The organism is Streptomyces yokosukanensis (assembly GCF_001514035.1).
Lineage (GTDB): Bacteria > Actinomycetota > Actinomycetes > Streptomycetales > Streptomycetaceae > Streptomyces > Streptomyces yokosukanensis.
Genome location: NZ_KQ948214.1, coordinates 342019 through 355858, shown reverse-complemented (window position 1 = coordinate 355858; position 13840 = coordinate 342019). Strand labels below are relative to the sequence as shown.

Sequence of the window (13840 nt, the reverse complement as noted above, 5' to 3'; positions counted from 1 at the left end):
ACCGGGGAATCCGGCCGGGGCGGCTACGGCACCCTCGCCGTCCACTGCGGCGAGGCGAACTTCGTCCGGGCCAGGTGCTCCGCGCGTGCCAGCTCCTCGTCCGTGACCCCGCCCGGTGCCAGGCCGTAGCGCGCGCGGAAGGACTCGATCATCCGGTCGATGACCGCCTCGCGGGGCAGTCCCGTCTGCCGCCGCAGCGGATCGACCCGCTTCTTCGCGCTCCGCGTCCCCTTGTCGGACAGCTTCTCCCGCCCGATGCGGAGCACCTCGACCATCTTGTCGGCGTCGATGTCGTACGACATGGTCACGTGATGCAGCACGGCGCCCGGCCCGCCGCCCGGTCCGACGATCCGCTTCTGCGCCGCGCCCGCGATCTTGCCCTGGTCGGTCGCGATGTCGTTCAACGGCTGATACCACGCCCGGATGCCCATGTCGGCGAGGGCGCCCAGCACCCAGTCGTCCAGATAGGCATAGCTGTCCTGGAAGGACAGGCCCTGCACGAGGGCCTGCGGCACCGACAGCGAGTAGGTGATGGTGTTGCCCGGCTCCACGAACATCGCGCCGCCCCCGGAGATCCGCCGCACCACCTCGATGCCGTGCCGCGCGGCGCCCTGCGGATCCACCTCGTTGCGCAGCGACTGGAAGCTGCCGATGATCACCGCCGGGGCGGCCCACTCCCACACCCTGAGGGTCGGCGGCCGCCGGCCCGCGGCGACCTCGCTGGTCAGCACCTCGTCCAGCGCCATGTGCAGCGCGGGCGGCTGCGGGCTCTCGTGGATCAGCTGCCAGGCGTAGTCCGTCCAGTCCGTGGCGTGTGCGAGGGCCCGGCGCACCGCGATCGCGACGCCCTCCGACGTCAGGCCGTACATCACCGTCCCCGAGGGCAGCGCCGCGTCGACGCGGGCGGCCAGTCCCGCCGCGTCGGTGTCCGCCGGGGCGCCCTCCAGCGCGCCGTTCACCGCGTCCAGCGCCTCGTCGGGCTCCAGGAAGAAGTCGCCCGCCACGCGCACGTGCCGCAACACACCGTCCTCGGGCTCCACGTCCACGACGACGAGCTTGCCGCCGGGCACCTTGTACTCACCGTGCACTGCCTGGGCCTCCGTTCCTGCCGCCGCACGAGGTCAACGCCGCAGGTCGGCACCCTGTTCCCCGGAGGGCGACCACGCTCGTACGATCACCCGAAAGACGTACCCGAGCCGAGGAGTCCGCCCGTGTTCACCACCCGGCCCACCCTGCAAGGCACCTTCGGCATGGTGTCCTCCACCCACTGGCTGGCCTCCCAGTCGGCGATGGCGGTCCTGGAGGACGGCGGCAACGCCTTCGACGCCGCCGTGGCGGGCGCGTTCGTGCTGCACGTGGTGGAGCCGCACCTCAACGGGCCGGCCGGCGAGGTGCCCATCCTGCTCGCCCCGGCGACCGGCGAGGTGCAGGTGCTGTGCGGACAGGGCGTGGCCCCGGCCGGCGCCACCGTCGCGCACTACCGGGCGCTCGGACTGGACCTCGTGCCCGGCACCGGGCCGCTCGCGGCCGCCGTGCCCGGCGCCTTCGACGCCTGGCTGCTGCTCCTGCGCGACCACGGCACGAAGCCCCTGGACGACGTCCTCAAGTACGCCGTCGGCTACGCCGAGCACGGTCACGCGCCCGTGGAGAACGTCGGCGCGACCGTGGCGAGCGTGCGGGAGCTGTTCGAGACCGAGTGGACGTCGTCGGCCTCGGTGTACCTGCCCGGCGGCCGGGCGCCCCGGCCCGGCGAGCTGCTGCGCAATCCCGCCCTCGCCGCCACCTGGAAGCGGCTGCTCGCCGAGACCGCCCGGGCCGGTGACCGGGAGGCCCGGATCGACGCCGCGCGCGAGGTGTGGCGCTCCGGCTTCATCGCCGAGGCCCTGGTGCGGCAGTCCCGCCGGCCCACCCTCGACACCAGCGGCGAGCGGCACACCGGCACTCTCACCGAGACCGACCTCGCCGGCTGGTCGGCCACCTACGAGACCCCGGTGAGCTACGACTGGAACGGCTGGACCGTGTGCAAGGCCGGCCCCTGGAGCCAGGGCCCCGCCCTCCTCCAGCAGCTCGCCCTGCTCCCGCCCGAACTGCCCGCCTACGGCTCCGCCGACTACGTCCACCTGCTGGTCGAGGGCTGCAAGCTCGCCATGGCCGACCGCGAGGCCTGGTACGGGGACGCCGCCGAGGTGCCCCTCGCCGAGCTGCTCTCGGACGACTACAACGCCGGTCGGCGGGCCCTGGTCGGCGCCACGGCCTCCTGGGAGCTACGGCCCGGCAGCCCCGGCGGACGCACCCCGCGGCTGCCCGCGCAGGCGCACGCACGCGTGGAGAGCGGCGCGAGCCGCGGCTTCGACCCGCTGGGCGGGGGCGAGCCGACCGTCGCGGAGTACTCCGGCGAGCCGCTCGTGGCCGCCTGCGGCAGCACCCGCGGCGACACCTGCCACCTGGACGTCGTCGACCGCTGGGGCAACATGATCGCGGCCACGCCCAGCGGCGGCTGGCTGCAGTCCAACCCGGTCGTGCCCGAGCTGGGCTTCCCGCTCGGCACGCGGCTGCAGATGACCTGGCTGACGGAGGGCCTGCCGAACTCCCTCACCCCCGGCCGCCGCCCGCGCACCACCCTCACCCCGTCCCTCGCGCTGCGCGACGGCGTCCCGGTCCTGGCCTTCGGCACGCCCGGCGGGGACCAGCAGGACCAGTGGCAGCTGCACTTCCTGCTCGCCGCCGCCCTGCGCGCCCCGGTCCGCGGCGCACTGGACCTGCAGGGCGCGATCGATGCCCCGAACTGGCACAACGACAGCTTCCCCAGCTCCTTCCACCCGCGCGCCCGCCGCCCCGGCAGCGTCACCGTGGAGTCCCGCATGGACGCCGACGTGATCGAGGAGCTGCGGCGGCGCGGCCACGACGTCACCGTCGGCCCCGCCTGGTCCGAGGGGCGCCTGTGCGCGGTGGCCCGGGACCCGGAGACCGGGGTGCTGTCGGCCGCGGCGAACCCGCGAGGGATGCAGGGGTACGCGGTGGGACGCTGACGACAGGCGGGGGGCGACCCCTGCTCTTCATCGCGATTCCACCCGGAGTGCACCGGAGAGGCGGGGAATGTCAGTGCGACATGCTCTCATAGAGGCATGATCCAAGACACGGAAACCATCGACGAGTTTCTCGCGCGTTGCTCGGCCGACGTGGAGGAAGCGGTCCGCAAGGCCGCTGCGGCCGAGATCCTGCCCCGCTTCCGCCGCCTCGCGGCGCACGAGGTGGACCAGAAGAGCGGCCCCCACGACCTGGTGACGGACGCCGACCGGCTGGCCGAGCTGCGCCTCACCGAGGATCTGGGCGCGCTGCTGCCCGGCTCTGTCGTCGTCGGCGAGGAGGCGGTGCACGCCGACCCCGCGACCTACCGGGCGCTCCAGGGCGACGCACCGGTGTGGATCGTCGACCCGGTCGACGGCACCCGCCAGTTCGTGCACGGCGACGAGGGCTTCTGCACCCTGGTCGCGCTCGCCCACCGGGGCGTCGTCCTCGCCTCCTGGACCTACGCCGCGGCGCGCGACCAGCTCGCCACCGCGGTGCGCGGCCAGGGCGCCTTCCTCGACGGCGAGCGGCTGTTCGCGGGCCCACCCGCACCCGGCCGGGACCTCGTCGTCGCCACCTCCCACCCGGACTACACCACCGACGAGCAGAAGCGCGCGCTGCACGCCCTGCGCACCGACGGCTTCGCCCCCCGCGCCTGCGGTTCGGCGGGGCTGGAGTATCTCGCCGTCGCCCGGGGCGAGTTGGACGCCGTGGCGTTCTCCTGGGAGGCGGCCTGGGACCACGCCGCCGGTCTGCTGCTGGTCGAGGAGGCGGGCGGCACGCATCTCACGCTCACCGGCGAACCGTTCCGCGTGACCGGCGGCAACGCCCTGCCGTTCACCGCGGCCCGCGACGCCGCGACGGCCCAGCGGGTGAGCGACCTGCTCCGCACGGCGGCCTGAACCCCGCTCGGGCACCCGGGCCGGGGGAGTGTCGGCCGTGCGGCATATCCTGAACCCCGAGTGACCATCGGCTGACGAAGGGGTCCGAAGGTGCCGTCGATGCTCGATGCAGTCGTGGTGGGTGCGGGGCCGAACGGACTGACCGCTGCCGTGGAGCTGGCCCGCCGCGGATTCTCCGTCGCACTGTTCGAGGCGAAGTCCACCGTGGGCGGCGGTGCCCGCACCGAGGAGCTGACGCTGCCCGGCTTCCGGCACGACCCGTGCTCGGCCGCCCACCCCCTCGGCATCAACTCACCCGCGTTCCGCGCCCTGCCCCTCGATCGCTACGGCCTCCAATGGCTGCACGCCGAGCTGCCGATGGCGCATCCCTTCCCCGACGGCACGGCGGCCGTGCTGTCCCGCTCCGTGGCCGAGACGGCCGCCTCCTTCGGGCCCCGTGACGCGGGCGCGTACCGCAGACTGATCGAGCCGTTCCTCGCCCACTGGGACACGCTCGTGCGGGACTTCATGTCCCTGCCGCTGACCGCGCTCCCGCGCGACCCGGTCACGCTGGCCCGCTTCGGGCTGGCCGGGCTGCCGCCGTCCACCTGGCTGCTGCGCCGCTTCAAGGACGAGCGGGCCAAGGCCCTCTTCGCCGGCCTGGTCGCGCATGTGATCGCGCCCCTCGGCGGCCTGGCCACCGGCGCCGTCGGACTGGTCTTCGCGCTGGCCGCGCACGCCCGCGGCTGGCCCGTGCCCCGCGGCGGCTCCCAGGCGATCTCCGACGCCCTCGCCGGATATCTGCGGGACCTCGGCGGCGCCGTGCACACCGACTACGAGATCAAGCGGCTGGACGATCTGCCGCCCGCCCGCGCCTACGTCTTCGACACCTCGCCCACCGCCCTCGCCCGTATCGCCGGCTTGGGCGACCACTACGCGCGCTACCGCTACGGCCCGAGCGTCTTCAAGATCGACTATGCGCTCGACGGCCCGGTGCCCTGGACCGCGCCCGAGGCCCGCGCCGCCGGAACCGTCCAGGTCGGCGCGGACCAGGCCGAGATCGCGACCGCCCTGCGCGCCGCCTCCCGCGAGGGACGCGCCCCCGAGCGGCCGTTCCTGATCACCGTGCAGCCCAGCGTGGCCGACCCGACCCGCGCCCCCGAGGGCAAGCACGTCTTCTGGGCGTACGGCCATGTCCCGAACGGCTGGTCCGGCGACCTCACCGACGCCATGGAACGCCAACTGGAGCGCTTCGCCCCCGGATTCCGCGACCGCGTGCTCGCCCGCGCCGTCGCCGGCCCCGCCGAGCTGGCCGCCCACAACGCCAACTACGTCGGCGGCGACATCGCCTGCGGCGCGGCGTCCGGACTGCAGCTGCTGCTGCGCCCCAGACTGTCCCTGTTTCCTTACCACACCCCGCATCCGGCCGTCTTCATCTGCTCCTCGGCCACCCCGCCGGGACCCGGCGTGCACGGCATGTCGGGGCACAACGCGGCCAAGGCCGTGTGGCGAAGACTGAGGCAGACATGACCACCATCACCCTCGTCCGGGGCGACATCACCCGCCAGAGCGCCGACGCGGTCGTCAACGCGGCCAACTCCTCGCTTCTCGGCGGCGGAGGAGTCGACGGCGCGATCCACCGGCGCGGCGGCCCCGCCATCCTCGAGGAGTGCCGTGCCCTGCGCGCCTCCCGCTACGGCAAGGGACTGCCCACCGGCCAGGCGGTCGCCACGACGGCGGGCGCGCTCGACGCCCGCTGGGTCATCCACACCGTCGGCCCGGTCTGGTCCGCCACCGAGGACCGTTCGGAGCTGCTCGCCTCCTGCTACCGCGAGTCCCTGAAGATCGCCGACGAACTCGGCGCCCGTACGGTCGCGTTCCCGGCCGTCTCCACGGGTGTGTACCGCTGGCCGATGGACGACGCGGCGCGCATCGCCGTGGCGGCGGTGCGAGACACGGCGACGGCGGTCGACGAGGTGCGGTTCGTCCTCTTCGACGAGCGGGCGTACGAGGCGTTCGCCGCGCAGCTCGACTGACGGAATCAGCGGCTCGCGCCCGGTTCGCCTGCGCCACCGACTACGGCGGCTCCCGGCTGCTCGCGGTGGACCTGTCCGACGGCACCCGGCGCGTCGTGACCAGTCTCCCGGGGCGAACACCGCCCGCGTGGCGCTCGACGGCGCGGGCAAGGCGTCTGTGACGGATCAGTTGTGGCGGCTCTCCCGACGCGCTGCCCAGGCCCTCGGAGGCATCGGCAAGGTCATGGCGTGAGCGGTGCCCACGCGACGGGCCGTCCGCAGGTCCTGCCCCGGACGACCCGTCCCGTGGTGTTCACCGGCTGCTACGCCTCCCGGCGTGCGTTGACGCGTACGGCCATGTTGCCGGACGGGTGCTTGTTCTCGTACATCAACTGGTGGGCCAGGCCCGTCTCGTCGAAGTCGCCGACCCATGACAGGCAGGGGTCCAGCTTGCCGGCGGCGGCCAGTTCGATCACCTGGCGGCACTGCCGGATGTTGGCGAAGTGCGAGCCCTGGAGGCGCTTTTGACGCATCCACAGGAAGCGGAGGTCCACGTCGGCGTTGTAGCCCGTGGTGCCGCCGCAGATGACGACCATGCCCGCGGTGTCGCACAGGTACAGGGAGGTGGGAATGGTGTTCTGGCCGGTGTGCTCCAGGACGATCTTCGGCGCCCTGCGTTCGCCGAGGATCTCCCAGAACCTGGATCCGAAGGCGCGGGCGCCCTTCATCCACTCGTTCATGCCGGCCGCGTCCTGGGTGTCGGGCAGGCGTCCCCAGTGGCTGAACTCGTTGCGGTTGATGTAGCCCTTCGCGCCCAGGTTCAGGCAGAACTTGCCGCGGTCGTCGTCGGAGACGACGGCGACGGGGATGCCGCCGCGGATCCGGGTGATCTGGATGGCCATCGACCCGAGGCCGCCGGCGCCGCCCCAGATCAGCACGGGGTCGCCGGGCTCGACCGTGTGGGGCGCCCAGCCGCACAGCTGGCGGTAGGCGGTCGCGCCGGTCAGCAGGAAGCACGCGGCCTGCTCCCACGAGAGGTTGGCGGGTTTGGGGTGGCACTGGTAGTCGTCGACCAGCGCGTACTGGGCGAAGGAACCGAAGTTGGCCTCGTACCCCCAGGCGGACTGGGTGGCCGAGGTCATGGGGTCCGCGCCCATGCGGATGTCGGACGCGGTCTCGTCCCAGTTGCAGCCGGAGAGCATCACCTCGTCGCCGACCGAGACGGACGTGACGCCCTCGCCCACGGCCCAGACGACACCGGACCCCTCGGAGCCGCCGATGTGGAAGTTCTCTAACGCGCCCTTCTTGCGCCGTGCGGCGACGACGTCGAGCGGGTAGCCGAGCGAGGCCCAGACGTTGTTGTAGTTGATGCCGGCGGCCATCACGTAGACGAGCACCTGTCCGCGGCCGACGCGCGGTACGTCCACGACCTCCATGGCGAAGCCCTGGCGCGGTTCGCCGTAGCGTTCCGGACGGATGACGGCCGCGTGCATCCGCGCGGGGACCTCGCCCAGCGGGGGCATGTCTCCCAGCTCGTACAGATCCTTGGCCAGAAGCTTGGTCATCTCTCTCCCTTTGCTGCGGTGTTCGGTGCGGTGTTCGGTGCGGTGGTCAGGCGGCGTTGCGCGCGCCGAGGGCGCGGGCCAGGCCGGCGGTGGTCGTGCCGCGGGCCAGGCTGGTCAGGGGGACGGCGATCCCCAGGTGTTCCTCCAGGCGCTTGCGCAGCTCGGCGGCCATGAGCGAGTCCATGCCGAGCGCGTGGAGCGGTTTGTTCACGTCGAGCTTCGCCGTCCGGGTCCGCAGGACCGCCGCGACCTGCTCTGCCACGCGGTCCGCCATCGGGCGGTCGTCGGGCGCGGGACCCGCGTCGGGCGCGGTCTCGGGGGCCACGTCGGGGAGGGCTCGCGTGACGGTGCCGGGCGCCGGGCGCGGTGCGGGACGGGGCGCGGTGACCGGAGTCGGTCCGGCAAGCGGTGCGGCGACCGGTACCGGTGCGACCGTGGCCGGTGGAGCCGTCGGTGTCAGGGCCGGGGCCGTTTGCGGCACCGGCCGGTCCCGGGAGATCCGCAGGCTGCCCTGCAGCTCGATGACGAAGCCGCTGGAGGGGTCGGTGAGCCGCAGCTGCCCGGTCAGTTCGATGCCGCTGTCCGTGCCCTGCCCGGCCGCCGCCGACGGCCCCCTGCCGAGGTCGGCCGCCATGCCGTGGTTCTCCTTGCCGGGGGCGAGGCCGCCGGCGGTGTTCCCGTCCTCCGCCAGGGCCGACGTGCGGCGCATGCGCATTCCCTTCACGTCGGCGACGACCCGGCCGCCCTCGTCGAGCAGTGCCATGTCCAGGTGGAGCACCCCGTCGGGGGTGGCGTCCGTGATCCGGCACCTGCTCCACAGCACCTCGGCCTCCGGGCCGTACACGGCGACTTCGGCGACGTGCTCGGTGAGGTAGGACAGGTCGGGCAGCAGCGCCAGCGCGGGCTGGGAGGCCGCGGCGAGCAGCGCGGGGTGCACCGGGTGGGCGGGGTGGGACGGCAGTCCGGTGGGGCGGCGCAGTCGGGCGACGGCCTCGCCCCGGCCGAGCCAGACCGCTTCCAGGACGCGGTGGAGCTGCTTGTGGCCGGCCACGCGGCCGTAGAAGGCGTCGGCGTCCCAGTGCTCGGGGCAGCGGGCCAGTGTCTCCAGCACCGGCTCGGTCACGGGGGCCGGGGAGGCGGGCAGGACGGTCACGGCGCCGCCGCACAGCACCGGGCCCTCCGGGCCGCCGCCGGCCGGGCGGCTGGTGACCTCGAACCGCCAGCCCGCCTCGGCCGGTGCCGGTGTCAGCCGGACCCGGAGCACCGGCGCGTCGCCGTCCGCCACCGCCAGGGCGTCGTCGATGGACACATCGGTGAGCCGCAGCGCGTCGGTGCCCGCCGCCCGGACGGCGGCGACCCGTGCCGCCTCGGCGAACGCGGGCCCGTGCAGGAGGGCGGGGCCGTGGGCGGGCGCGTCCGCCAGGAACGGGGAGTCCGGATCCGACAGCGGGAACTCGTGGATCTGCTCGCCCGCGGACCTGGGCGGTCCGGCCGTGCCGTCCCCCGGGGCGCCGACGGGGGCGTCCTCGTCCAGCTCCTCGTACCAGTGGCTCTCGCGCTGCCACGGGTAGGCCGGCAGGGCGACGCAGCGGCCCTCCCCGTACAGGCCGGTCCAGTCGACGGCCACGCCCGCCTCGTAGACGGCGCCCAGCGCGGACAGCAGTGTCTCCCGCTCGGGTTCCGCGCGGATCAGCGAGCCGGTCGCGGTACCCGGCAGCGCCGCCTCCTGGAGCGACTCCTGGACGGCGCTGAGCAGCACCGGGTGGGGGCTGATCTCGACGAAGACGGTCTCCGCCTCCTCGGCGGTGCTCAGCACGGCCTCGCGGAAGTGGACGCGTCCGCGCAGGTTGCGGGTCCAGTAGGAGGCATCCAGCCCGCTGCCGTCCATGAGTTCGCCGGTGACGGTGGAGCGCAGCGGGATCCGGCCCGTGCGCGGGGCCAACTCCGCCAGTTCTGCGGCCAGTTCGTCGAGGACCGGGTCCATCTGGGAGCAGTGCGAGGCGGCTTCGGCCTTCATGACCCGGCAGAACACGTCGCGGACGTCCAGCTCGGCCTTGATCTTCTCGATGCCCTCGACCTCGCCGGCGAGGACGGTGGTGCGCGGTCCGTTGCTGGCCGCCACCGAGACGTTCACCGCCAGTTCGCCGATGACCTGCTCGGCGCCTTCGGCGGGCAGGGCGACCACGGCCATGGTGCCCCGGCCGGCGACCCGGTCGCGGATGAGCCGGCTGCGGCGGCAGACGACGGAGGCGGCGTCGGCGTGGCTCAGCGCGCCGGAGACGCACGCGGCGGCGGACTCGCCCATGCTGTGCCCGATCACGACGTCCGGCCGGACGCCCCAGGCCTGCCAGGTCTCGGCCAGCGACACCTGCAGCGCCCACAGCACCGGGTGTACGACGGCCACGGTCTCGGCGACCAGGTCGGTGCCGTCGGTCAGCCGGTCGATGACGGACCAGCCCGTCTCGGCCGCGACCGCCTCGTCGCAGCGCTTCAGCGCGGCCCGGAAGGCGGGCGAGACCGCCATCAGCTCACGCCCCATGCCGACCCACTGCGAGCCGTGGCCGGAGAAGACGAACGCCACCCGCGGGCTGCCCGCGAAGACCGGCTCGCGGCCCGTCTCCAGCGCCTCGCGCAGCCGCTCGGCCAGCGCCTCGCGGCTGTCGCCGACGACCGCCAGCCGGTAGCCGTGGTGGGCGCGGCGCTCGGCGGCGGTGTGGCAGATGTCGGCGAGGCCGACCGGGCGGTCCGCGCCCTCCCGCGCACCGGGCTCCGCGGGGGAGGTGAGGTGTTCGGCGAGGTCGTGGGCGCGGGCGCGCAGGGCCACGCGCGAGGCGGCCGACAGCGCCAGCAGGTGCTCCCGGCCGGTCTCCGCCGGAGCCGCCTCGCCCCGCGTGCGCAGGGTGTCGGCGGCCGGATCGGCCTCGCCGACCACCAGGTGCACATTGGTGCCGGAGATGCCGAAGCCGCTCACGCCCGCCGTCAGCGGCCTGCCTTCGGCGGTCAGGTGCCGGGCGGTGGTCGGCAGGTCGATACCGAGCCCGTCCCAGTCGACGGCCGGGGTGCGCTCGGTGACGTGCAGGGTGGGCGGGACGGTGCGGTGCTGGAGGACGAGGACGCTCTTGATGAGGCCGATGACGCCGGCCGCGGCACCGGTGTGCCCGATGTTGGACTTGACGGAGCCGACCGGCAGCGGGCGGTCGGCGGGGCGCTCGCCGGGCTCGCCCAGAACGGCGCCGATCGCGCCGAGTTCGACGGGGTCACCGGCGGGGGTGCCGGTGCCGTGCGCCTCGACGTAGTCCACCTCGGTGACGGGGACGCCCGCGTTCTCGTACGCACGGCGCAGCATCTGCCGCTGGCCGCCGAGGGCGGGGCTGATCATCGTGCCGCTGTCGGCTCCGTCGTTGTTCATCCCCCAGCCGCGGATGACGGCGCGGACGGGGTCGCCGTCGGCGAGGGCCTGCGCCAGGGGTTTGAGGAAGACGGCGCCCACGCCCTCGCTGAAGACGAAGCCGTCCGCGTGGGCGTCGCCGAACTTGCAGTTCTCGGCGGAGAACACGCCGGCGTCCACATAGCCCTGGGTCTCGGTGCTGGCGACGAGGAGCTGCGAGCCGCCCGCCACGGCCGTCGTCGACTCGCCCGCCCGCAGGCTCTGGCAGGCGAGGGCGATGGCGGCGAGCGAGGAGGAGCAGGCGGTGTCCACCGACAGGCCGGGGCCGTTGGCGTCGAGGGCGAAGGAGAGCCGGCCGGTCATGGTGGCCCGGGAGCCCGATCCGAGGGACGCGTGCATGTCGGGCGTTCCGGCGGTCGCGAGCAGATCCCAGTAGTGGACGTTGCAGGTGCCCACATAGACGCCGGTGGCGGTGCCGGCGAGCTTCGCGGTGTCCTGGCCGCCGTCCTCCAGCGCCTCCCAGGCGGTCTCCAGGAACAGCCGCTGCTGCGGGTCCATGCCCATGGCCTCACGGGGCGAGATGCCGAAGAACTCCGCGTCGAAGCGGTCGACGCCGTCGAGCAGTCCGGTCCGGATCGTGGTCCCGGGTACTCCGTACGGGCGGTTGAAGCGGGTGCGCGGCGCGTTCTCCACCGTGCACCCGCCGTCCATTAACAGCCGCCAGAATTCGGACAGGCCGTCCGCGCCCGGAACCCGGCAGGCCATCCCGACCACCGCGATCGGTAGCTGCGCTGGTCCATTGTCTTTTTGCATGGCGAAGCTGACTTCCTTACCTGTGAGAGGTGCTGCGGGTTGGCGAGTTCCCGCTGTTCAGAAGGGAGTTGACGCGGGCGCGCGCGGCTGCAGGGGAATGTTCCGGAAATGGATGACTCGTTTATGACCCGTACCGGCGGTAAGGTCGAACGGTTTGATTGAAAACCGTCAGAATCTCATCATGGCCCCTCGCTGTGAATGAGCGTTCCGCTCCTCACGATAAAACCGCTGAGTCATGAAACTAACAGTGAACGGGCGAATGCAACGTGTGACCTGCACCTCACTCCTTGCGTGCCGCGCATTGTTGCGTGGCGCGCAAGTTTCGGTACTGTGGCGGCATGGTGACAGCACCGAACGGCGTGCCCGCGCCGGGTCTGCGGGAACGGAAGAAGAGCGCCACACGCGCCGCACTGAGCCAGGCCGCGCTCCGGCTGGCCGTGGAGCACGGCTGGGAGAAGGTGCGCGTGGAGGACATCGCCGCCGCTGCCGGTGTGTCGCCCCGGACGTTCAACAACTACTTCCCCAGCAAGGAGGCGGCCGTCCTCGCCACCCATGCCGAACGGGCGGAGCGGATCGTCGAGGCGCTGCGGGCGCGGCCGGAGCAGGAGCCGCTGTGGGACGCGCTGACCCACGCGTTCCTCGACAGCTTCCGCGCCGACGGCCCCGACCCCAGCGCCCTCCAGCGGATCCGCCTGGCGATGGACCACACCCAGCTCGCGGCGGCGCAGTTGCGCTTCGAGGCGGAGGCCGCGGCGACGCTGGGCGCCGAGATCGCGCGCCGGACCGGTACGGACGCCGAGCGCGACCTCTACCCGCGGCTCGCCGCGACGCTGGCCATCACCACCTCCCGCCTCGCCTTCGAGCACTGGGTGGCGAGCGCGTCCGCCACTCCCGCCCTCGAAGCCGTACAGCAGGCGCTGGACCGCGTCAGGGTCATGCCGTAGCCCCCGGCCCTGCGCGGTCGTACACAACCGCCCGCCCGGTCCGCCCGCGTCACCCGCAGGAACCCTCTCGCACAGGAAGCCGAGCCCATGTCCCGTACGCCCCAAAGCCCCAGCACCCGCGCCCCGTTAGGCTGGCGCGCCGTCCCCGCGCTGGTGGCCGGCCTCACCCTCCTCCTCGTGGCGATGCTCACCGCCTTCGAGCTGCCGGCCGTCCACTCCGGCCCGCACAAGGTGCCCATCGCCGTCGCCGGACCGCAGCGCGCCGCGGCTCCCCTGGCCGAGAAACTGGACCGGGCCCGGCCCGGCGCGTTCGACATCTCGCTGGTGGACGACGCCCGCACCGCACAGCAGCGGATCGACGACCGCGAGATCTACGGCGCTGTGGTCGTCGGCGGCACACCGGGCACCGCCCCCGAGGTGCTCGTCGCCGGCGCCGCCAGCCCGCCCGTCGCCGCCACGCTGCGCGGCCTCGCGCCCGCGCTGGCCCCCACACCGGCCGGTGCGACGGCCGCCGTCCGTGATCTGCACCCGCTGCCGGCCGCCGACCCGAACGGCGTCGGGCTGTCGGCCGGCGCGCTGCCGCTGGTCCTGGGCGGCTATCTGGCGGCGATCCTGATCGTGACGCTGTTGCGCGCGCCCGCCCAACGCGCCGCGACCGCCTTCGGGTTCGCGCTCACCGGCGGCTTCGCCCTCACCGCGCTGCTGCGCTACGGCTTCGACGTGATCGGCGGGAACTACCTGCTCACCTCCCTCGCCGTCGCGTTCAGCACCGCCGCCACCTGCTGGACGATCATGGGACTGCGGGCGCTGCTCGGCGGACCCGGGCTCGGGCTGGGCGCGGCCATGATGATCTTCCTCGGCAATCCGCTGTCCGGACTCGCCGGCGGCCCGGAGTGGCTGCCCTCCGGCTGGGGCACCTTCGGGCAGTTCCTCCCGCCCGGCGCCGGCGGCACGCTGCTGCGCTCGATGGCCTTCTTCGACGGCGCGGGCAGCGCCCGGGCCCTGCTGGTCCTCGCGGCATGGCTGGCCGGTGGACTGGCACTGTTCGCCTACGGGACGCGCCGGGGCGAGCCGGGGGCGCGACCGGACGGCGGCCCCGCGGACCCGCGGGCCTCCGAGCGGGAGGAGCCCGCGGCACAGGTGTCCACGCCGTGACCCGGGCGGT

Annotated in this window: 9 protein-coding genes; 6 read left to right on the top strand and 3 right to left on the bottom strand. The window is 73.8% G+C overall.

Going from position 1 to position 13840, the window contains the following annotated elements; all coding sequences use genetic code 11:
• Positions 1–23: 23 nt before the first annotated feature.
• Entirely contained in the window at positions 24–1088 is a 1065-nt protein-coding gene (gene lplAB / locus AQI95_RS23745; protein WP_067127165.1) for a lipoate-protein ligase LplAB, read from the bottom strand.
• 123 nt (positions 1089–1211) lie between these two features.
• Between lplAB and AQI95_RS23740 the strand changes: the two genes are divergently transcribed.
• The 4 genes from AQI95_RS23740 (at position 1212) to AQI95_RS23725 (ending at position 5986) form a co-directional block, all read left to right on the top strand.
• Positions 1212–3029 carry a gamma-glutamyltransferase family protein gene (locus AQI95_RS23740; protein ID WP_067127162.1) on the top strand — a complete coding sequence of 606 codons (1818 nt, stop codon included), beginning with the start codon at positions 1212–1214 and terminating at the stop codon, positions 3027–3029.
• 96 nt (positions 3030–3125) lie between these two features.
• Positions 3126–3971 carry an inositol monophosphatase family protein gene (locus AQI95_RS23735; RefSeq protein WP_067127159.1) on the top strand — a complete coding sequence of 282 codons (846 nt, stop codon included), beginning with the start codon at positions 3126–3128 and terminating at the stop codon, positions 3969–3971.
• A gap of 99 nt (positions 3972–4070) precedes the next feature.
• Complete coding sequence (locus AQI95_RS23730; protein WP_067127155.1) at positions 4071–5480, top strand: phytoene desaturase family protein; 1410 nt, start codon at positions 4071–4073, stop codon at positions 5478–5480.
• Entirely contained in the window at positions 5477–5986 is a 510-nt protein-coding gene (locus AQI95_RS23725; protein WP_067127152.1) for an O-acetyl-ADP-ribose deacetylase, read from the top strand. Before AQI95_RS23730 ends, AQI95_RS23725 begins: the two co-directional genes overlap by 4 nt.
• Before the next feature lie 302 nt (positions 5987–6288).
• Here AQI95_RS23725 and ccrA read toward each other — a convergent pair whose 3' ends face one another.
• Both ccrA and AQI95_RS23715 read right to left on the bottom strand, forming a co-directional pair.
• Positions 6289–7530 (bottom strand): crotonyl-CoA carboxylase/reductase, encoded by a 1242-nt coding sequence (gene ccrA, locus AQI95_RS23720; protein WP_067127149.1) that lies wholly within the window; start codon positions 7528–7530, stop codon positions 6289–6291.
• Between the two features lie 46 nt (positions 7531–7576).
• Entirely contained in the window at positions 7577–11731 is a 4155-nt protein-coding gene (locus AQI95_RS23715; protein ID WP_079071420.1) for a type I polyketide synthase, read from the bottom strand.
• A gap of 338 nt (positions 11732–12069) precedes the next feature.
• Here AQI95_RS23715 and AQI95_RS23710 point away from each other — a divergent pair, with 338 nt between their 5' ends.
• Together AQI95_RS23710 and AQI95_RS23705 are read left to right on the top strand one after the other, a co-directional pair.
• Positions 12070–12675 (top strand): TetR family transcriptional regulator, encoded by a 606-nt coding sequence (locus tag AQI95_RS23710; RefSeq protein ID WP_067127140.1) that lies wholly within the window; start codon positions 12070–12072, stop codon positions 12673–12675.
• An 87-nt stretch (positions 12676–12762) separates the two neighbouring features.
• Positions 12763–13830: a hypothetical protein gene (locus tag AQI95_RS23705; RefSeq protein ID WP_067127138.1), complete on the top strand. Its 1068-nt coding sequence runs from the start codon at positions 12763–12765 to the stop codon at positions 13828–13830.
• Positions 13831–13840: the final 10 nt, after the last annotated feature.